Source organism: Archangium violaceum Cb vi76 (assembly GCF_000733295.1).
Taxonomy (GTDB): Bacteria; Myxococcota; Myxococcia; order Myxococcales; family Myxococcaceae; genus Archangium; species Archangium violaceum.
The window spans coordinates 153,239-171,529 of record NZ_JPMI01000423.1; the positions used below are offsets into that span (position 1 = coordinate 153,239).

At 67.9% G+C, this 18,291-nt stretch carries 18 protein-coding genes; 13 read left to right on the forward strand and 5 right to left on the reverse strand.

Going from position 1 to position 18,291, the window contains the following annotated elements:
- Nucleotides 1–181: 181 nt before the first annotated feature.
- Both Q664_RS50425 and Q664_RS50430 read left to right on the forward strand, forming a co-directional pair.
- Nucleotides 182–2,614 (forward strand): ribonucleoside-diphosphate reductase subunit alpha, encoded by a 2,433-nt coding sequence (locus Q664_RS50425; protein WP_152622835.1) that lies wholly within the window; start codon nucleotides 182–184, stop codon nucleotides 2,612–2,614.
- 125 nt (nucleotides 2,615–2,739) lie between these two features.
- Entirely contained in the window at nucleotides 2,740–3,720 is a 981-nt protein-coding gene (locus Q664_RS50430) for a ribonucleotide-diphosphate reductase subunit beta (RefSeq protein WP_052519717.1), read from the forward strand.
- A 91-nt stretch (nucleotides 3,721–3,811) separates the two neighbouring features.
- Here Q664_RS50430 and glmS read toward each other — a convergent pair whose 3' ends face one another.
- From glmS to Q664_RS50445, 3 genes are all read right to left on the reverse strand, one after another.
- On the reverse strand, nucleotides 3,812–5,647 hold the full coding sequence (glmS, locus tag Q664_RS50435; RefSeq protein ID WP_043414389.1) for a glutamine--fructose-6-phosphate transaminase (isomerizing): 1,836 nt from the start codon (nucleotides 5,645–5,647) through the stop codon (nucleotides 3,812–3,814).
- A 108-nt stretch (nucleotides 5,648–5,755) separates the two neighbouring features.
- On the reverse strand, nucleotides 5,756–7,192 hold the full coding sequence (gene glmU, locus Q664_RS50440) for a bifunctional UDP-N-acetylglucosamine diphosphorylase/glucosamine-1-phosphate N-acetyltransferase GlmU (RefSeq protein WP_043414393.1): 1,437 nt from the start codon (nucleotides 7,190–7,192) through the stop codon (nucleotides 5,756–5,758).
- A 34-nt stretch (nucleotides 7,193–7,226) separates the two neighbouring features.
- Nucleotides 7,227–7,427: a hypothetical protein gene (locus tag Q664_RS50445; protein ID WP_152622836.1), complete on the reverse strand. Its 201-nt coding sequence runs from the start codon at nucleotides 7,425–7,427 to the stop codon at nucleotides 7,227–7,229.
- A gap of 235 nt (nucleotides 7,428–7,662) precedes the next feature.
- Here Q664_RS50445 and ggt point away from each other — a divergent pair, with 235 nt between their 5' ends.
- Together ggt and Q664_RS50455 are read left to right on the forward strand one after the other, a co-directional pair.
- The gene (ggt, locus tag Q664_RS50450) at nucleotides 7,663–9,378 is read left to right on the forward strand and encodes a gamma-glutamyltransferase (protein ID WP_235217192.1); all 1,716 of its coding nucleotides are present in this window, start codon (nucleotides 7,663–7,665) and stop codon (nucleotides 9,376–9,378) included.
- Nucleotides 9,379–9,398: 20 nt separating this feature from the next.
- Nucleotides 9,399–10,181: a TatD family hydrolase gene (locus Q664_RS50455; RefSeq protein ID WP_043414403.1), complete on the forward strand. Its 783-nt coding sequence runs from the start codon at nucleotides 9,399–9,401 to the stop codon at nucleotides 10,179–10,181.
- Here Q664_RS50455 and Q664_RS50460 read toward each other — a convergent pair.
- Entirely contained in the window at nucleotides 10,178–10,447 is a 270-nt protein-coding gene (locus Q664_RS50460; RefSeq protein ID WP_043414405.1) for a hypothetical protein, read from the reverse strand. The two genes, Q664_RS50455 and Q664_RS50460, sit on opposite strands and share 4 nt — an antisense overlap.
- Nucleotides 10,448–10,822: 375 nt before the next feature.
- On the opposite strand from Q664_RS50460, the gene Q664_RS50465 reads away from it, so the two are divergent.
- From Q664_RS50465 to Q664_RS50485, 5 genes are all read left to right on the forward strand, one after another.
- Nucleotides 10,823–11,059 (forward strand): hypothetical protein, encoded by a 237-nt coding sequence (locus Q664_RS50465; protein WP_043414407.1) that lies wholly within the window; start codon nucleotides 10,823–10,825, stop codon nucleotides 11,057–11,059.
- A gap of 13 nt (nucleotides 11,060–11,072) precedes the next feature.
- Nucleotides 11,073–12,017, forward strand: a complete 945-nt coding sequence (locus Q664_RS50470) for an amidohydrolase family protein (RefSeq protein WP_043414411.1) — start codon at nucleotides 11,073–11,075, stop codon at nucleotides 12,015–12,017.
- Nucleotides 12,018–12,113: 96 nt separating this feature from the next.
- Nucleotides 12,114–12,491: a response regulator gene (locus Q664_RS50475; RefSeq protein WP_043414414.1), complete on the forward strand. Its 378-nt coding sequence runs from the start codon at nucleotides 12,114–12,116 to the stop codon at nucleotides 12,489–12,491.
- Nucleotides 12,492–12,602: 111 nt separating this feature from the next.
- On the forward strand, nucleotides 12,603–13,424 hold the full coding sequence (locus Q664_RS50480; protein ID WP_043414417.1) for an ABC transporter ATP-binding protein: 822 nt from the start codon (nucleotides 12,603–12,605) through the stop codon (nucleotides 13,422–13,424).
- Complete coding sequence (locus tag Q664_RS50485; RefSeq protein WP_043414421.1) at nucleotides 13,421–15,076, forward strand: hypothetical protein; 1,656 nt, start codon at nucleotides 13,421–13,423, stop codon at nucleotides 15,074–15,076. The genes Q664_RS50480 and Q664_RS50485 overlap by 4 nt, the downstream gene beginning before the upstream one ends.
- A 28-nt stretch (nucleotides 15,077–15,104) precedes the next feature.
- On the opposite strand, the gene Q664_RS53915 is transcribed toward Q664_RS50485, so the two are convergent.
- Nucleotides 15,105–15,602, reverse strand: a complete 498-nt coding sequence (locus Q664_RS53915) for a hypothetical protein (RefSeq protein ID WP_052519718.1) — start codon at nucleotides 15,600–15,602, stop codon at nucleotides 15,105–15,107.
- A gap of 270 nt (nucleotides 15,603–15,872) precedes the next feature.
- On the opposite strand from Q664_RS53915, the gene Q664_RS62555 reads away from it, so the two are divergent.
- The 4 genes from Q664_RS62555 (at nucleotide 15,873) to Q664_RS50505 (ending at nucleotide 18,285) form a co-directional block, all read left to right on the forward strand.
- A complete protein-coding gene (locus tag Q664_RS62555; RefSeq protein WP_268811471.1) occupies nucleotides 15,873–16,004 on the forward strand; it encodes a hypothetical protein in 132 nt (43 codons plus the stop codon).
- Between the two features lie 141 nt (nucleotides 16,005–16,145).
- Nucleotides 16,146–16,889, forward strand: coding sequence for an AAA family ATPase (locus Q664_RS50495; protein ID WP_043414423.1), 744 nt, complete (start codon nucleotides 16,146–16,148; stop codon nucleotides 16,887–16,889).
- 20 nt (nucleotides 16,890–16,909) lie between these two features.
- Nucleotides 16,910–17,695: an alpha/beta fold hydrolase gene (locus tag Q664_RS50500; protein WP_043414425.1), complete on the forward strand. Its 786-nt coding sequence runs from the start codon at nucleotides 16,910–16,912 to the stop codon at nucleotides 17,693–17,695.
- Between the two features lie 17 nt (nucleotides 17,696–17,712).
- The gene (locus tag Q664_RS50505; RefSeq protein WP_043414428.1) at nucleotides 17,713–18,285 is read left to right on the forward strand and encodes a hypothetical protein; all 573 of its coding nucleotides are present in this window, start codon (nucleotides 17,713–17,715) and stop codon (nucleotides 18,283–18,285) included.
- The last annotated feature ends 6 nt before the right edge of the window (nucleotides 18,286–18,291 follow it).

Consider the following 18,291-nt stretch of genomic DNA (forward strand, 5'->3'; position numbering starts at 1 on the left):
GAAGGTTCCGTGCGCCACGGGTTCCCCGTGCTCGTCCGGCCCGTCCGCTCTCCTCGTGGGGTGCTCCAGTCGCCCGAGGGGGCGAGGGTCGGCCTGGCGAGTCATCGCACGTCGCAATGCGCGACACGGGCAGACCTTTTCCTCCGCGGAATTACACGGTCGCGAACGGAGGAGGAGGAGCATGCTGAACGGAACCCACATCACGTCCACGACACCGCCGCCCACCACCATGAGGGTGCGCAAGCGCAACGGGGTGCTCGAGGGCGCGGACCTGAACAAGATCGTCCGGGCGATCGGCCGCTGTTGCGATGGGCTGCGTCAGGTGGATGCCATCCGCGTGGCGACGAAGACGATCGCCGGCCTCTATGACGGTGCCTCGACGCAGGAGTTGGATCAGCTCTCCATCCAGACCGCGGCCTCGCTGACGCTGGAGGAGCCCGAGTACGCGAAGCTCGCGGCGCGGCTGCTCGCCACGTACATCGACAAGGAGGTCTCCGGGCAGGAGATCCATTCCTTCTCGCAGTCGATCGCCGCCGCGCACCGGCTCGGCCTCGTGAACGAGCGCGTGGCCCGGCTCGTCTCGACGAACGCGCGCAAGCTGAACGACACGATCGACCCCTCGCGCAACCGGCTCTTCGAGTACTTCGGGCTGCGGACGGTCTACGACCGCTACCTGCTCAAGCACCCGACGACGCGCGAGGTGCTGGAGACGCCGCAGCACTTCTTCATGCGCATCGCGGTGGCGCTCGGGGAGACGGTGCCCGAGGCGCTGGAGCTCTACCGGCTCTTCTCGATGCTCGAGTACGTGCCGAGCTCCCCCACCCTCTTCAACTCGGGCACGTGCCACGAGCAGCTGTCGTCATGCTTCCTGCTGGACTCGCCCGGGGACGAGCTGGAGAGCATCTACCAGCGGTACACGGACGTGGCGATGCTCTCGAAGTTCTCGGGCGGCATCGGGCTGGCGTACCACCGGGTGCGCTCGCGCGGCTCGCTCATTGGAAGCACGAACGGGCACAGCAACGGCATCGTCCCGTGGCTGAAGACGCTGGACGCGTCGGTGGCGGCGGTGAACCAGGGCGGGAAGCGCAAGGGCGCCTGCTGCGTGTACCTGGAGACGTGGCACGCGGACCTGGAGGAGTTCCTCGAGCTGCGTGACAACACGGGCGACGAGGCGCGGCGCACGCACAACCTGAACCTCGCGAACTGGATCCCCGACCTCTTCATGAAGCGCGTCGAGGCGGATGGGAACTGGTCCCTCTTCGACCCGAAGGGGGTGCCGCACCTCACGGACCTGTACGGCGAGGAGTTCGAGCGCGCCTACGAGCAGGCGGAGCGGCAGGGCCTGGCGGCCAGGACGCTGAAGGCGCGCGAGCTCTACGGACGCATGATGCGGACGCTGGCGCAGACCGGGAACGGCTGGATGACGTTCAAGGACAAGTCGAACCGGGCCTGCAACCAGACGGCGCTGCCGGGCCGGGTCGTCCACCTGTCGAATCTCTGCACGGAGATCCTCGAGGTGACGTCGCGGGACGAGACGGCCGTGTGCAACCTCGGCTCCATCAACCTCTCGCGGCACACGTCGGTGGACGAGAGCGGCCGGGTGTCCTTCGACTGGGAGAAGCTGGGGCGGACAGCGCGGACGGCGGTGCGGCAGTTGGATCGGGTGATCGACCTGAACTACTACACCATCCCCTCGGCGAAGAGCTCGAACCTCCGCTGGCGCCCGGTGGGCCTGGGCATCATGGGTCTGCAGGACGTGTTCTTCCAGATGCGCCTGCCCTTCGACAGCGCCGAGGCGCGGGCCATCTCGCGGAAGATCTCCGAGGAGATCTACTTCCACGCGCTCTCCGCCTCGGCGGAGCTGGCGGCCGAGCAGGGTGCCCATCCGGCCTTCTCCGAGACGCGGGCGGCGCGCGGCGAGCTCCAGTTCGACGCGTGGAACGTGGTCCCCGAGGACACGGCGCGCTGGGACGCGCTGCGCGCCCGGGTGAAGCAGGTGGGCCTGCGCAACTCGCTGATGATCGCGATCGCCCCGACGGCGACGATTGCCTCCATCGCGGGCTGCTACGAGTGCATCGAGCCGCAGGTGTCCAACCTCTTCAAGCGCGAGACGCTCTCGGGGGACTTCCTCCAGGTCAACCGCTACCTCGTCGAGGAGCTGAAGACGCTCGGCATGTGGAACGAGGACATGCGGGCCCGCATCAAGTTGGCGGAGGGCTCCATCCAGTCGCTCGAGGAGATTCCGGCGAACGTGCGAGCCATCTACCGCACGGCGTGGGAGCTGCCGATGCGCTCGCTCATCGACATGGCGGCGGACCGGGGTGCCTTCATCGATCAGAGCCAGTCGCTCAACCTGTTCATGGAGGCGCCGAACATCGGCCAGCTCAGCTCCATGTACATGTACGCGTGGAAGAAGGGGCTGAAGACGACGTACTACCTGCGCTCGCGGCCGGCCACGCGCATCGCGAAGGCCACCGTGGACGCGTCCCGGAACGGCTCGGACACGAAGCTGAACGGCACCAGCGAGATCGCGCGAGCGGAACCGAAGCCCACCGATGAGCAGGCCATCGCCTGCTCCCTCGAGAACCCCGAAGCCTGCGAGGCCTGCCAGTGAGCGCACCGACGAACGACACCTGGACTCCGATGAATCTCCCGCCCATGCGTGACACTGCCCCCGTGGTACCCAACAAGGTCTCACACGCGACGCCGAAAACGGGTGCTCGCCTGCTGGACCCGGGCATGAACCTCACGCTCCGCCCGATGCAGTATCCGGTCTTCTTCGAGATGTACCGCAACGCCATCAAGAACACCTGGACGGTGGAGGAGGTGGACTTCTCGACGGACGTGGGGGACCTGCGCTCGAAGATGACGGCGGCGGACCGTCACCTCATCCAGCGGCTGGTGGCCTTCTTCGCGACGGGCGACTCCATCGTGGCGAACAACCTCGTGCTGAACCTCTACAAGCACGTGAACGCCCCCGAGGCGCGCATGTACCTGTCGCGGCAGCTCTACGAGGAGGCGCTGCACGTGCAGTTCTACCTCACGCTGCTCGACACGTACGTGCCGGACCCGGCCGAGCGGGCCCGGGCCTTCGCGGCGATCGACACCATCCCGAGCATCCGCAAGAAGGCGGAGTTCTGCTTCAAGTGGATGGACTCCATCGGCGAGCTGGAGCGGCTGGAGACGCGGGAGCAGCGGAGGAAATTCCTCCTGAACCTCATCTGCTTCGCGGCCTGCATCGAGGGACTCTTCTTCTTCGCGGCGTTCGCGTACGTGTACTTCCTGCGCTCGCGGGGGCTGCTGCACGGGCTGGCCGCGGGGACCAACTGGGTCTTCCGGGACGAGAGCGCGCACATGGCCTTCGCCTTCGAGGTCGTGAAGACGGTGCGCCGCGAGGAGCCCGGCCTCTTCGACGCGGAGATGGAGCGCGAGGTCGCCACCATGTTGGAGGAGGCGGTGGCGTGCGAGCTCCAATTCGCCGAGGACATCCTGGGGCTCGGCGTCGCGGGGCTCTCGGTGCACGAGATGCGGCAGTACCTGGAGTTCGTCGCCGATCAGCGGCTGGTGATGTTGGATCTTCCGAAGCGCTACGGCGCGAAGAACCCGTTCGGCTTCATGGACCTGCAGGACGTACAGGAGCTGGCGAACTTCTTCGAGCGGCGCGTCTCGGCGTACCAGGTGGGCGTCGCCGGCGAGGTCACCTTCGACGCGGCCTTCTGAGCCGGCGTTCCGGCTGGAAATGAGAACGCCCGGGGGCCTCGAAGCGAGGCATCCCCGGGCGGGTTGGATCGGCGGGCCGATCCAGCGCGGACTACTCGACCGTCACGCTCTTGGCGAGGTTGCGCGGCTGATCCACGTCGTTCCCGCGCAGATCCGCCACGTGATACGCGAGCAGCTGCAGGGGGATGGTGGCCACCACCGGCGCGAGCAGCGCGCTGGCGGCGGGGATGCGGACGACGTGATCCGCGAGCGAGGCCACGTGCGCGTCATCCTCGTCGATGATCGCGATGACCTTGCCGCCGCGCGCCCGCACCTCCTCGATGTTGCCGATGATCTTCTCGTACGCCACGTGCGGCTGCTTGGGCGCGATGACCACCACCGGCATCTTCTCGTCGATGAGCGCGATGGGACCGTGCTTCATCTCGCCGCCGGCGTAGCCCTCGGCGTGGATGTAGGAGATCTCCTTGAGCTTGAGCGCGCCCTCGAGCGCCACCGGGTGCATGGGGCCGCGGCCGAGGAAGAGGAAGTCCTGGGCGCCCATGAACTCACGCGCCACGCGCTTGACCGAGGTCTCGCACTTGAGCACCTCCTCGATCATCTTGGGGATCTCGGTCAGCGAGGTCAGGTGCTCCTGCGCCGCCTTGACGGTGAGCGTGCCGCGCATGCGGCCGAGCTTCACCGCCAGCAGGTAGAGACCCACCAGCTGCGTGGTGAAGGCCTTGGTGGAGGCCACGCCAATCTCGGGGCCCGCGTTGGTGAGGATGGTGATGTCCGCCTCACGCGTCATGGCGCTGCCGATGACGTTGCACAGCGCGAGCGCCGTGGCGCCACGCGCCTTGGCCTCCTTGAAGGCCGCCAGCGTGTCCGCCGTCTCGCCCGACTGGCTGATGGCGATGGCCAGGTGCGAGGACTCCACGATGGGATCGCGGTAGCGGAACTCGCTGGCCAGCTCCACCTCCACCGGGATGCGCGCCAGGGACTCGATCATCGCCTTGCCGGCGATGCCCGAGTGCCACGAGGTGCCGCACGCGAGAATCGTCACCTTGGTGAGCGAGCGCACCTTCTCCGGGCTCAGGTTCCAGCCCTCGAAGTGCACGTCGCCCTCGGAGAGGAGCATTCGGCCGCGCAGCGTGTCCGCCACCGCGCGAGGCTGCTCCATGATCTCCTTGTGCATGAAGTGCTTGTGGCCGCCCTTCTCCGCCATCATCGGCGTCCAGTCGATGCGGCGGGTGGGCCGGTTCACCTTCTGGCCGGAGCGGCCGTAGATGTCCACGCTCGAGGCGGTGATGACGGCCAGGTCACCCTCCTCCATGTAGACGAAGTCGCGCGTGTGCTCGAGCAGCGCCGGCACGTCGCTGGCCAGGAAGTTCTGCCCCTGGCCCAGGCCGAGCACCATGGGTGAGGAGTCCTTGGTGCAGACGATCCGGTTCGGGTCGCTGGTGGTCACCACCGCCAGGGCGTAGGTGCCCTTCACCTGGGCGATGGCCGCGCGCACCGCCGCCGGCAGCTCCAGGCCGCTCTTGAGCTCATCGGAGATGAGGTGGGCGAAGACCTCGGAGTCCGTCTCGGAGGAGAAGTGGTGCCCCTTGGCACGCAGCTCCTCCTTGAGGGCGAGGTGGTTCTCGATGATGCCGTTGTGCACCACCGCCACGCCACCGTAGGTGTGCGGGTGGGCGTTCTCGTCCGAGGGACGCCCGTGCGTGGCCCAGCGCGTGTGGCCGATACCCACGGTGCCCTGCGGCACATCGGTCTGGACGCGGTTCTCCAGGTTCTTCAGCTTGCCCGTGGCCCGCACCACGTTCAGGACGTTGCGGTTCACCACCGCCACGCCAGCGGAGTCATACCCCCGGTACTCGAGCTTCTTCAGCCCAGACACCAGGATGGGAGCCGACTCCTTGTCCCCGACATACCCAACAATGCCGCACATGTTGTCCGTCCTCTCTCACGCCCGAACCCCGGATTGCAAATTCCGGGGGCATTTCCACCCACATCGGGCGACACCTATCGCCCTCGAGACAAGCAAGACGCGGGCCCACTACCCCGCGGAGGCCTTGTCCGGCTTGGAAGGGCCTGCTTCCGCGGACTTGGCCATGCGCGCCTTCTTCCTCTCCACCCAGCCTTCCATGTTGAGCTGTGGCGTACGGGACACGGCGAGGCTCCCGGGAGGCACATCTTTCGTCACCGTGGTACCCGCACCGACATACGCACCGTCCCCGACTTTCACAGGGGCCACCAGCTGCGAGTCCGAGCCGATGAAGACACCATCCCCCAGCTCGGTGACGTGCTTGTTCACCCCGTCGTAGTTGCAGGTGATGGTGCCGGCGCCCACGTTGACCTTGGCGCCGATCTTCGCGTCGCCCAGGTAGGCCAGGTGGTTGGCCTTGGAGCCGCGGCCGAGGCGGGCCTTCTTCGTCTCCACGAAGTTGCCCAGGTGCACCTCCTCGGCGAGGTCCGTGCCGGGACGCAGCCGCGAGAACGGGCCGAGGATGCAGCGCTCGCCCACCCGGGCCTCCTCCAGGACGGTGTACGGCTTGATGGTCGTCCCGTCGGCCACCGAGGAGGCGTACAGGACGCTGCCCTGCCCGATGGTGACGTTGCGGCCGACCACCGTGGCGCCCGACAGCGTCACCATGGGGGCGAGCTCCGTGTCCGAGCCGATGGCCACGCCCTCCTCGATGTACGTGGTGGCGGGGTCCGTCAGGGTGACGCCGTTGCGCATGTGCCAGGTGTTGATGCGCACCTGGAGCTCCTTGGCGCGCGCCGCCAGCTCCACCCGGTCATTCACGCCGGCCGTCTCGCCGAACTCGGCGTCGATGGAGCCCACCGGCCCCTGGGCCGCGGCCATCTCCACCAGGTCCGTCAGGTAGAACTCGCCCTGCGCGTTCGCGCTGCGGATGTTGGCCAGCGCCTTCCACAGGAAGGAGGAATCCACCAGGTAGATGCCCGCGTTGCACTCGCGCACCTGGCGCTGCTCGGGGGTGGCGTCCTTGTGCTCGACGATGCGCACCACGTTGCCCATCTCGCGGATGACGCGGCCGTAGCCGGTCGGGTCAGCCGGAGACGTGGACACCAGGGAGAGCACCCCGCCACTCTTGTCGTGCGCGGCGGACAGCGCCTCGAGCGTCTCGCGGCGCACCAGCGGCACGTCCCCGTAGAGGATGAGCACGCGCCCGTTGAAGTCCTTCAGCGCGCTTTCCGCCGAGCGCACCGCGTCCGCCGTGCCCCGCTGCTCCTTCTGGAGCGCGAAGCGCAGGGGGGCAGTGGGGAAATGAGCGCGGATGGAGCGCTCCACCTCGTCTGCCTGGTGGCCCACCACCGGCACCACGGGAGAGGCGCCCAGTTCCAACGCTCGCATGAGGGGATAAGCACAGATGGGCTTGCCGAGGATGGGGTGAAGGACCTTGGCCTTCTCCGACTTCATCCGCGTGCCCTTACCAGCGCACAACACCACCGCCGCCAGGGAAGCTGTCATAAGCGGCGATTACTAGGGATGCGAAAGCGGCGCGTCAACCGCGAGCGGGAGGCCGCGTGGGGCGGATGCCCTCCGGACGGGCCTTCACGGAGACGGACAGCGTGTTGCTCTGCACGGTGATACCGAACGTCGGTTTGAGGAAGAGCGTCGTCACCGTGACCTCTGGCGAGGCCGACGTCTGCTTCATTGTCGTCAGGTTGGCGTTCATGTTTCCCCCGGCGCGACGAACCGTCATGCACAGGATGCACTCGCCCGTGCCCCGGTCAAACTCCAGGCCGGGCATGCTGGTGTCAGCCGGACACTTCCCGATGTTGAAACGTTTCTTAGCGAGTCCGAGCGGCGGCCGGGATACTCCAGAACGCCCACTCGCGAAAGCGCCCGGTGGGGCCCCGACGGAGGCTTTTCACGTGGAGACGGTAAAGATGCGGACTCACCAGAACGGGTGGGCAGTGGCACTGATAGCACTGGTAATGGCGTGGCCCGCGTGGGCGGCGCGTCCGTACCGGGGCGGAGCGGTGGCCACGGCGCATCCGATGGCGAGCGAGGCCGCGCTGCGGATGCTGGAGAAGGGCGGCAACTCGGTGGACGCGGCGGTGGCGGCGGCCTTCACCCTGGGCGTGGTGGGCCCGTACCACTCGGGCATTGGCGGCGGTGGCTTCGCGCTGGTGCACGACGCGAAGACGGGCGGGACGCAGGTGCTGGACTTCCGCGAGGTGGCGCCCAAGGGGGCCACGCGCGACATGTACCTGAAGGACGGACAGGTGGTGCCTGGGCTTTCCACGGACGGTGCGACGAGCGTGGCGGTGCCCGGCGCGGTGGCCGGCTACCTGGAGCTGCTGGAGAAGCACGGCAAGCTGTCCCGCGCCGTGGTGCTGCAGCCGGCCATCGACGCCGCTCGCAACGGCTTCTGGGTGTCCCCCAAGTACCAGGCCATGGCCCACATGCGGCGCGACTGCCTGCGGCAGGACCCCGAGGCCTCGCGCCTCTTCCTCGCGAAGAACGACAAGGGCGAGCTGGACGTGCCGCCCGTGGGCCACCTCGTGCGCCAGCCGGAACTGGCCCGCACGCTCCAGACGCTCGCGAAGCGCGGCGCCAAGGCCTTCTACGCGGGCCCCATGGCCCAGGCCATGGTGGACACGGTGAAGGCGGGTGGCGGCACGCTCTCGCTCGAGGACCTGAAGGCCTTCAAGACACGCGCCCATGCGCCGCTGGAGGGCAGCTACCGCGGCCACCGCATCCTCACCATGCCGCCGCCGAGCGCGGGCGGACTCGCGGTGGTGCAGGTGCTCGGCGCGATGGAGCGGCTGCGCCCCCAGGGCCTGGACTTCCGCGAGCCGGAATCACTCCACCTCTACGCCGAGGCGGTGCGCCGCGTGTACGTGGACCGGGCGAAGTACCTGGGAGACCCCGCCTTCGTGAAGATCCCCATGGAGAGCCTCACCTCGTCCGGCTACATCGCGGACCTCGCGGGCAGCATCGACCCGAAGAAGGCCACGTCGAGCGCCTCGCTGCTGCCCCCCGTGGAGGGCGCCAGCGGCTCCACGCTCAAGAAGCCGGACGGCTGGTACGACCCCTCCAGCGTGCCCGAGAAGAAGAACACCACGCACATCTCCGTCATCGACAAGGACGGCAACGCGGTGGCCCTCACCACCACGGTGAACTACGCCTTCGGCTCGTGCGTCGTCGCCAAGGGCACCGGCATCCTCCTCAATGACCAGATGGACGACTTCGCCGCGCGGCCCGGCGTGCCCAACGCCTACGGGCTGGTGACGGGCGAGGCCAACGCCATCGCTCCGGGCAAGGTGCCCCTGTCCTCCATGTCCCCCACCCTCGTCTTCTCCAAGGAGGACCCCAAGAAGGTGATGCTGGCGGTGGGCAGCCCGGGCGGCTCCACCATCCCCACCACCGTCATCCAGGTCATCTCCAACATCGTGGACCAGAAGATGGACGTGGTGCGCGCGGTGGGACAGGGCCGGCTGCACCACCAGTACATGCCGGATGAGCTGTGGGTGGACCGCTATGGCCTGGAGCCCGCCACCCAGGCGGCGCTGGAGGCCAAGGGCCACAAGATTCGCAAGCAGGAGGGCTGGGGCGACGCCGAGGCCGTCTACAGCGATCCGAAGACGAACCTGCGCTACGCGGGGAGCGACCCGCGCAACGAGGGCGCTGGCCTCGGCCAGGACTGACGGACAGGACGGAACACACCGTGGCCACCCCGCTCCTCCAACTCTTCGACGCGCACCTCCACCCGGAGGCCCTCAGCGACCAGGACCTCGAGTCCATGCGCTTCTTCGGGGTGGAGCGGGCGTTGGTGGTCGCCCACCACCTGCCCGAGCCCACGCCCAAGGCCCTGCGCAAGCACTTCGACGACCTGATGCTCCGGCAACTCCCCCGCCTGGAGCGGCTGGGCATCCGCGCCTGGGCCGCGCTGGGCGTACACCCGCGCTGCATCCCCCGCCGCGGCCTGTCCGAGGTGCTCTCCAGTCTCCCCGACTACTTCCGCGGCGGACGCGTGGTGGCCCTGGGCGAGACGGGCCTGCACGCGGGCGGCATCGAGGAGGAGGAGGCCTTCCTCGAGCAGCTCGCGCTCGCGCGTCAGCTCAAGCTGAAGGTGCTGGTGCACACCCCGGTGCGCGACAAGGAGCGCCACACCCGGCGCATCCTCACCCTGCTACGCGAGTCCGGCATCCGGCCCTCCCGCGTGCTGGTGGACCACGCCAACGGCCGTACCGTGCGCAACATCCTCGGCTGTGGGCATTGGGCGGGGCTGACGTTGCACCCCGAGGCACTCAAGGCCGAACGTGCCGTGGCGCTGGTGCGCCGGCTTGGCAGCGAAAGGCTGGTACTCAACTCGGATGCCGGCGATGGCGCCGGAGATATTCTGGGGCTCGCCCGTGTGGCCAACATGCTGGCCAAGGCGAAGCTGTCGGAACGAGTGGTGAAGCGCGTGGCGCATGACAACGCCACGCGATTCTACCGGCCTCGTTAGTGAAGCGCGCTGGACTCCGACTCCGGGTGCAGCGTCAACCGCTGCGCCTCGTCCAGCCTGGCCCGCACCGGGATGCCCCGATGCCGGTACTGCGCCAGCGAGTCCGCCACTTCGTCCAGCAACAACTGGTAGCGCTCGTCCAGCTCCACGGCGATCAACATCATCGTCTCGCCCGCGTCCTCGACGCCCGGGCGGTACACCTGGCAACGCTGGAACCGCGCCCAGCGGCCATTCTCCATCTTCACAAGCTCGCCATCGTAAGCCATGCGCAGTTCCCCCTTTCGAACGTCTCGACAGGAAGTCGGGAAGTGAATGGAGGCACTGTAAGCACAAATTTTCCGCGCGTCACCCCCCCTGCTGAAAATTCGTGAAAGGCCCCTGATATTGGTCGTTTACCCGACGCTTCCCCTCGTGGTGGCTCCACCCTCCAGCCGGGCACACTCCAAGTTGTAAATTTGCTGGACTGTTAAGTTGTTGATGGCCAACGCTCCGCGCCGTCCGGATGCGTCAACGGCCCGACACTCGCGCACGAGAGGATCAGCCCGGCCCGCCCCCGAGGGAGCCCCGAGCGGCCCGGAGCGCTCGCGAAGTGCCTGTGAGTCCGGTGGCAAGAGGGCACGCCTTCCCTTAGATTGGCGGGGATGAAGTTGACCCAGTTGTTCCGCCGCGATCGGACCGTCATCAAGCGCGCGGACGCGCAGGACCAGGCCGAGAAGCTGCTGGCCGAGTCGCTCCGTCTGCTCAGCCAGGTGTGCACCAAGGTCGCCGATCTCATCGAGACGCAGCGCCTGGAGCGCGCTGGCTACTCGAACAACGCCTACCTCCAGCGGCTGGACAACCCGCCCAAGCCGGGGGACGCGGAGCGCAAGAAGGAGTAGACCTCCTCGGCGCATGCACCACCCCGACGAGTCCCCCGTCTGCCTGGGCGCCGCCTCTGGCTGGCTGGCGCCTGGAAGCCCGACACTGCCCCTGCCGGCCTTGAACGACGAGGAGGGGCCCCGGCTGCCCGAGGGGCTGCCACCCGTGGTGGATGCCCACGTCCACCTCTTCCCGGACGGCGTCTTCGAGGCCATCTGGCGGTGGTTCGACCAGTATGGCTGGCCCATCCGCTACAAGCTGCACACGCCCCAGGTGGTGTCCTTCCTGCTGTCGCGCGGGGTGCACCGGGTGGTGGCGCTGCACTACGCGCACAAGCCGGGCATGGCGCGCTTCCTCAACTCCTATGTCGCCGAGGTGGCCCGGGCCGAGCCGCGCGTGCTGGGGCTGGCCACCGTGATGCCGGGAGAAGAGGGGGCGGCCGGGATTCTCGCCGAGGCCTTCGCGGCGGGCCTCAAGGGCGTGAAGCTGCACTGCCACGTGCAGTGCTTCGCCCCGGATGCACCCGCGCTCCACGAGGTGTACGAGGCCTGCGCCCGGGCCGGACGGCCGCTGGTGATGCACGCCGGCCGCGAGCCCGCCAGCCCCCAATACAGGTGCGACGTGCACGCCCTCTGCTCGGCCGAGCGCGTGGAGCGGGTCCTCAAGGACCACCCGGGCCTCGAGCTGTGCATCCCCCACCTGGGCGCGGACGAGTTCGACGCGTACGAGCGGCTCCTGGAGCGCCACGACAACCTCTGGCTGGACACCACCATGGCGGTGGCCGGTTATTTCCCCATTCCGGTGCCCCGCCGCTTGCTGGAAGTCCGCCCCGAGCGCATTCTCTACGGCACGGACTTCCCCAACCTGCCGTACGCCTGGGACCGCGAGCTCAAGCAGTTGTTGGCCCTCAAGCTCGGGGACGAGGTGGAGGCGGGCCTCCTGGGGCAGAACGCCCTCCAGCTTTTCGAGGGATGTTGAAAACCGGGCACACCCCTTCCGGAACCGGAAAGCCATTCGCATCTTGCCCCCCATAGAATCTGCCTTCCCTGCCGGAACACGCATCGAGGCCTTGCCATGTCCTACATCCTGGTCGTCGACGACGACGCGAGCCACCGCACGCTCATCTGCGATGCCCTAGAGGAGATGGGCTATCGCACGGAGCAGGCCGGCAACGGCCGAGAGGCCCTCGACACCCTCGAGGGAGAGATACCCCAGGCCGTGCTGCTGGACTTGCGCATGCCGGTGATGAGCGGCTGGGGCCTGCTGGACGCCCTCAAGAAGATGCCGCGGGCGCGCGGGCTGCCGATCATCATCATCTCGGGCTACGGCTTCGAGTGGGAGGCGGAGCTGGTGGGCGCCGCCGGCTACATCTCCAAGCCGGTGGACCTGGACAAGGTGCGGATGACGGTGCAGCGCATCATCGGCCCGCCCGAAGTGGCCATGGTGCACTGAGCGGCACGGCCCCTCCCGCGCCACCTCCCAGGTGCCAGGCTCCTCCTATGGGCCTCGGACATCGGGGGGATTGTGGGAGGGCGGCGGAGTCGGCTCTGATCCGGCCCGCGCATGTCTCCCACCCCCACTGACCTGGCCGTCGATGCCCATGGGCTCGTGAAGCGCTTCGGCGAATTCACCGCGCTCAATGGCATGGAGCTGACCATCCCCCGCGGCTCCTTCTACGCCTTCCTCGGTCCCAACGGGGCCGGCAAGTCCACCACCATCGCCCTGCTCACCGGCGTGTACGCGCCGGACGCCGGCCGCATCTCCCTGCTGGGGGTGGACGCGGTGGCCCGGCCGCTGGAGGTCAAACGCCACATCGGCGTGGTGCCCGAGGAGCTGAGCCTCTTCGAGCGGCTCACGGGCCGTCAGTACCTCACCTTCTGCGGGCGCATGTACGGGCTGAGCGGGGACGAGGCGGCGGCGCGGGCCGCCGAGTTGCTGGAGCTCACGGAGCTGACGTACAAGGCGGGCGCGCTGGTGGCCGAGTACTCCAAGGGCATGCGGCGGCGGCTGGCCATCGCGGCGGCGCTGATCCACGCGCCGGAGCTGGTGCTGCTGGACGAGCCCTTCGAGGGCATCGACGTGCTGGCCGCGGGCGTCATCCGCGAGCTGCTGCGCGAGCTGAGCCGTCGGGGCGTGACGCTGCTGCTCACCACGCACGTGCTGGAGATAGCGGAGCGGCTGGCCACGCACGCGGGTGTCATCCGTGGCGGGAGGATGCTGGACCAGGGCACGGTGCAACAGTTGATGCAGCGCTATGACGCGCCCTCGCTGGAGGCCGTGTTCGAGAAGCTCATCTCCGTGCCGGCCGCGCGCAACGCGAAGCTGTCCTTCTACGGGGACGCACCGCCCGCCGAAGTGGTGGAGCTGCGCCGGGGGTCCGCGTGAACCGGGTAGCCGCGCCGGGCTTCTTCCGGCACCTGTGGCTGTTGTGGGGCCTGCGCCTGGACATCGGACTCAACCAGGGGCCGGGCCGGAGCCGGTGGATGGCGGTGGCCGCCTTCCTGCTCTCGAGCGCACCGGCCTGGGGCCTGGGCGTGACGTTCTATGGGTTGATGCGGCTGAAGCCCATCGCCGAGAACGGCGTGTGGCCCTTCTTCATCCTCAACCTGCTGTGCTTCGTCACGTCGGCGGTGTGGGTGACGTGGCCGCTGATGAGCGCGGGCGTGGATGACCACTCGGAGCTGAGCCGCTACGCACCCTTTCCCATCTCGCCCTTCCGGCTGCTCATCTCCTCCACGGTGGCGAGCCTCTTCGAGCCGCGCGCGCTCGTCTTCTACGCGCCGTTGACGGGAGCGGCGCTGGGCTTCGCCTCGGTGCACCCGGTGCGGGTGAAATGGTTCGCCGTGCTGCTGTACGTGCTGTTCGCGCTGCTCAACGCGGCCTGGAGCCGGGTGGGCCTGCACGCGGTGCTCAACGTGCTGCGCGAGAAGCACAGCGCCCAGTTGATGGGTGGCGGCTTCGTGCTGTTCCTCGTGGCCGCGTCCCTCATCCCGCCCATCGACACCTCATGGCTGACGGCCGTGGGCGAGGGGGGCGTGGAGAAGCTGGACATGGCCCTCATCATCGACGCGACGATTGCCCTGGGACGGGTGCCCTCGGGCTTCTTCGGGGACGCGCTGCTGGAGCTCAGCTATGGGTACAGGCGCAATGCGCTGGTGGACGGCGTGGGCATGGTCTTCTTCGCCCTGCTGGGACTGGGAATCGCCTACGCGCTGCTGCTGCGCTTCCACCGCAACGTGGGCCGCGCCGGCCCGTCCGTGAAGGAGTCCGGAGACAACGATCCATTCGCCCGGACGCGCACCACGTACACCACGCTGCTGACACGCGAGGCGTTGGACCTGTGGCGCAACCCGCGCGCGCGGCTGCTGGCGTCCGTGCCCTTCGTGCTGGCCATCCTGATGAAGCTGACGTCGGGCCGGGCCCTCTTCGAGTACCTGCTGGGCGCGAGCGTGGATGCCTGGTTGATGGGCGGCCTGTGCATCTACGGCGCGGTGGTGATGGCCTCCACGTTCTCGCAGAACACGTTCGCCTATGACGGGCACGGGCTGGCCATGCTCATCGCCGCCCCCGTGGAGCTGGGGGACGTGCTGCGGGCGAAGAACGTGGTGCAGGGCACGGCGGCCGGCGCCATGGCCCTGCTGGTGGGAGTGTTCTACCGGGTGTACTTCGGCAAGGGCTCGGCGCTGGACTTCCTGTGCGCCATGACGGCCGTGGTGGCCGTCGTCCCCGTGCTGCTCGCGGCCGGCAACTTCCTGTCCCTGTACTTCCCGGTGAAGTTCCACGCGAGCCTCAAGCGCCGGGACAAGCTGCCCCTCACCGCCTCCATGCTCGGCATCGTCGCGGCGAGCGTGGGCTGTGCCCCCTTCGTCTGGGCCCTGCGGTTCGCCGGGAAGAGCGGGCCGAGTGGCCAGACGCTGGCGATGATCGCCCTGTGCGCCGCCTTCAACCTCATTCTGTACCGCTCGCTGCTCCCCCTGGCGCTGCGACTGCTCGGACAGCGGAGGGAGCTCGTGCTGCGCGCGGTGACGAGGGAGTGAAGAGTGTTGGAGCCACCAACGCCACCGCTCAGGGAATGGATGAATCCGGTCTGAACTCCTTCTCCATCCGGATCAACTCCAAGCTGCCTTTCATGTCCTTGTACTGGGTATGTTCTGGCGAGACGGATTGAAACTGGCGCTCGGCCAGTTCCAGCATGCGTCTCGCCGCCGGCAGGTGCTCTGGATGGAACTTCGCCCATCGCGCGAACAGAATGGCAACGTGCACCCGGCGCTCGACATCCGTGTAGCCCAGCCGCCGGATTCGACGAAGGGCACGTCCGAAATCCGGCCATGGGGCATTACAACCAAAAGCGCCCAGCAGGATCTCCTCCGCGACGCGTCGGCGTGTCTCCAAGTGCTCCCAAGGAGTCTTCACCGTGGCGAGCAGCTTGCGTTGCAGTACAAGGAACTCCCGCTCGTATTGCTCGAACGGAGCGTCCAGCAGAGCGACATAGAGTTGGGAGATGGCATCAGCGCCCGCCATCCATCGCTGATGAAACGCCTCCTCACCGCGCTCCTGGCTCATGGACACAGCTTCCCATTGGCCTCGGTAGGCCATACTCCACTGTTCTGCATACAGACATCACGGCAGCCGACGCACTGACTGTGGTTGAATTTGGGCCCGCGAATGCCTTGCACCGCTGTTCCCAGGCATCGAGTAAATTCCTCGTTGCACCTTCTTTTGATTTTCTCTGGTGACCACTCCGTCGTTTCACCCTTTGAACCCTCAGAGGGCTGGTCCTTTGTCGGCGCCGCGGCTTCCGGAGGAACAGGCAACGGAGTCGTACTCACGGGAATGGGAAGAATCGCCTCCTCACCCGCCATGGCGGTGCAGTACGCCGGGTTCTGCCGGCAGGCGCTCGAAGCCGAGTCCATGCTCTGCTCCAACCGTCCCGTGGACGGTCCCGCGCCATACACCACCGGGTAGGGATAGGGGCCTCGCACGCATGCGCACATCAGGGCCAGGAACGGCACCATCCAGCGATTCATGCCGTCCGACGCTACATCGAGCGCCCGAGCCAGACAATCCGGCTCGTGTATCCTCGACCGCGAGGCACCAGCGAGGACCATGGACCCGACCTTCATCCGCACGGTGACGCTCCTGCGCGAGCAGGTGCCGGACTTCAACCGCTATCCGTTCAACCTGCCCGTGGTGCGAGAGCTGGAAGGCCTGGAGCTCCACCCGCGTGTCACCTTCTTCGCCGGGGAGAACGGCAGCGGGAAGTCCACGTTGCTCGAGGCCATCGCCACCGCCGCGGGGTTCAACCCCGAGGGAGGCACGCGCAGCTTCAACTTCTCCACCCGCAGCTCCGAATCCGAGCTGCATCGTTTCCTCCGGCTCATCCGGGGTTATCGCCGCCCCCGCACCGGCTTCTTCCTGCGCGCGGAGAGCTATTTCAACGTGGGCACCGTACTGGAACAGATGCCGGACATCCTCCAGGACGCCTATGGTGGCGTCTCGCCGCACGAGCAGTCCCACGGCGAGTCGTTCCTGATGCTCGTGCGCAACCGCTTCTGGGCCAACGGACTCTATATCCTCGACGAGCCCGAGGCCGCCCTGTCACCCCAGCACCAGCTCACCCTGCTGCGCCACATCGACGACCTGGCCCGCCGCAAGTCCTCGCAGCTCCTCATCGCCACGCACTCGCCCATCCTCCTGGCCTACCCGGACTCGCGCATCTACTGGTTGTCCAAGCAGGGTCTCGCCCCCATCGCCTACGAGGACACCGAGCACTACCGCCTGACTCGCGACTTCCTCCTCCATCGCGAGCGCTACCTCCGAGAGCTGATGGATACCCGTGACGAGGATTGAGCGCGTGCTAGAACGCGCCCATGCCCATCGCCGAACTCAACCACCAAGGCATCTATTTCGAGGACTCCGGTGGCTCCGGTCCCGCCCTCATCCTCGCTCACGGCTTCCTCATGGACAGCCGCATGTTCGACGCGCAGGTCCAGGCGCTCGCCCCCGCGTTCCGCGTCATCCGCTGGGACGCCCGCGGCTTCGGCCGCACCCGCTGGGATGGCAAGCCCTTCGACCTCTATGACTCCGCCGCCGACTGCATCGCCCTGCTCGACCACCTCGGCATCCGCCAGGCCGTCGTCGGTGGCATGTCCCAGGGCGGCTACTGCGCCCTCCGCGTCGCCCTCCGCTACCCCGACCGAGTCCGCGCCCTCGTCCTCATGAGCACCCGCGGCACCATCGACGAGCCCGAGGTCCGCGCCGGCTACCGCCAGACACGCGACCTCTGGGGCACCCCGGGCGCCACCGAGAACATCATCCAGCTCCTCGCTGGCGGCATCATCGGCGACTCCCGCTTCCACTCCCCCTGGCTCGACCGCTGGCGACAGACTCCCAAGGACCACTTCGTCGCCGCCATGAACAACCTCATCGACCGCGACGACATCCAGCCCCGGCTCGGTGACATCCGTTGCCCCGCCATCGTCTTCCACGGCACCGATGACACCGGCATTCCCCCCTCCGAGGGCGAGTTCCTCCACAAGGCCCTCCCCGGCAGCACGCGCCTCGTCCTCGTCCCCGGCGCCGCCCACGCCGCCAACATGACCCACCCCGACGCCCTCAATCCTCCCCTCGTGGAGTTCCTGCGCGCCCACGCGTGAGTCACGGAGATACGGCCATGGACCCGCACCCCATCGCTGGAGTCGTCTGGTACGCCATCGGGCGCTTCTATGAGGCCCAGGATGGGTCCCTGCAGGACCTCGGCTACTTCGCCCACCTCGGGGGCATCGAGCCCCTCTTCGCCGGCCCTCATCACGGTGAGGGCTCGGCCTTCTTCACCTTCCGCGCCGAGCCATTCACCGCCCGGAAGTTCCAGAATGGCGACCTGTCGGTGTCGCTCGACGCCACCGGCAGCTTCACGCTGTACCTCAACCGCGAGCCCTGTGGTGACTTCTCCCGCCCGGAGACCTTCTCCCGCGGCGAGCCCATCGCCACCTTCCAGCGGCTGTCCTCCGTGGTGGGGACGTCCGTGGGCCCGCTCGGCACCAACCTGTTCTCCGCGGCCCTGCGCTCCAGCACCCCGTTCCACTTCCAGGGCAGGAGCTGGAACCTCGAGCGGCTCCTCCCCCACGGCATCACCCAGCTCGGCGTGGCCAGCACCACCGCCATGACTCCCCCAACGGGTTTCAAGACCATGACTCCGTTCGTCGGCTCGGCCATGGCTGCCGGAGGGAGCGTGCGCTGGCCGTAGGGGACA

Excerpts from the sequence above, each read along its gene's own strand:
- Q664_RS50430 (WP_052519717.1), top strand. The coding sequence starts at position 2,740 with ATGAACCTCACGCTCCGCCCGATGCAGTATCCGGTCTTCTTCGAGATG.
- Q664_RS50495 (WP_043414423.1), top strand. The coding sequence starts at position 16,146 with ATGGACCCGACCTTCATCCGCACGGTGACGCTCCTGCGCGAGCAGGTG.
- Q664_RS50465 (WP_043414407.1), top strand. The coding sequence starts at position 10,823 with ATGAAGTTGACCCAGTTGTTCCGCCGCGATCGGACCGTCATCAAGCGC.
- ggt (WP_235217192.1), top strand. The coding sequence starts at position 7,663 with ATGGCGTGGCCCGCGTGGGCGGCGCGTCCGTACCGGGGCGGAGCGGTG.
- Q664_RS50460 (WP_043414405.1), bottom strand. The coding sequence starts at position 10,447 with ATGGCTTACGATGGCGAGCTTGTGAAGATGGAGAATGGCCGCTGGGCG.
- glmU (WP_043414393.1), bottom strand. The coding sequence starts at position 7,192 with ATGACAGCTTCCCTGGCGGCGGTGGTGTTGTGCGCTGGTAAGGGCACG.
- glmS (WP_043414389.1), bottom strand. The coding sequence starts at position 5,647 with ATGTGCGGCATTGTTGGGTATGTCGGGGACAAGGAGTCGGCTCCCATC.
- Q664_RS53915 (WP_052519718.1), bottom strand. The coding sequence starts at position 15,602 with ATGAGCCAGGAGCGCGGTGAGGAGGCGTTTCATCAGCGATGGATGGCG.
- Q664_RS62555 (WP_268811471.1), top strand. The coding sequence starts at position 15,873 with ATGGGAAGAATCGCCTCCTCACCCGCCATGGCGGTGCAGTACGCCGGG.
- Q664_RS50480 (WP_043414417.1), top strand. The coding sequence starts at position 12,603 with ATGTCTCCCACCCCCACTGACCTGGCCGTCGATGCCCATGGGCTCGTG.
- Q664_RS50475 (WP_043414414.1), top strand. The coding sequence starts at position 12,114 with ATGTCCTACATCCTGGTCGTCGACGACGACGCGAGCCACCGCACGCTC.
- Q664_RS50445 (WP_152622836.1), bottom strand. The coding sequence starts at position 7,427 with ATGACGGTTCGTCGCGCCGGGGGAAACATGAACGCCAACCTGACGACA.
- Q664_RS50425 (WP_152622835.1), top strand. The coding sequence starts at position 182 with ATGCTGAACGGAACCCACATCACGTCCACGACACCGCCGCCCACCACC.
- Q664_RS50505 (WP_043414428.1), top strand. The coding sequence starts at position 17,713 with ATGGACCCGCACCCCATCGCTGGAGTCGTCTGGTACGCCATCGGGCGC.
- Q664_RS50500 (WP_043414425.1), top strand. The coding sequence starts at position 16,910 with ATGCCCATCGCCGAACTCAACCACCAAGGCATCTATTTCGAGGACTCC.
- Q664_RS50470 (WP_043414411.1), top strand. The coding sequence starts at position 11,073 with ATGCACCACCCCGACGAGTCCCCCGTCTGCCTGGGCGCCGCCTCTGGC.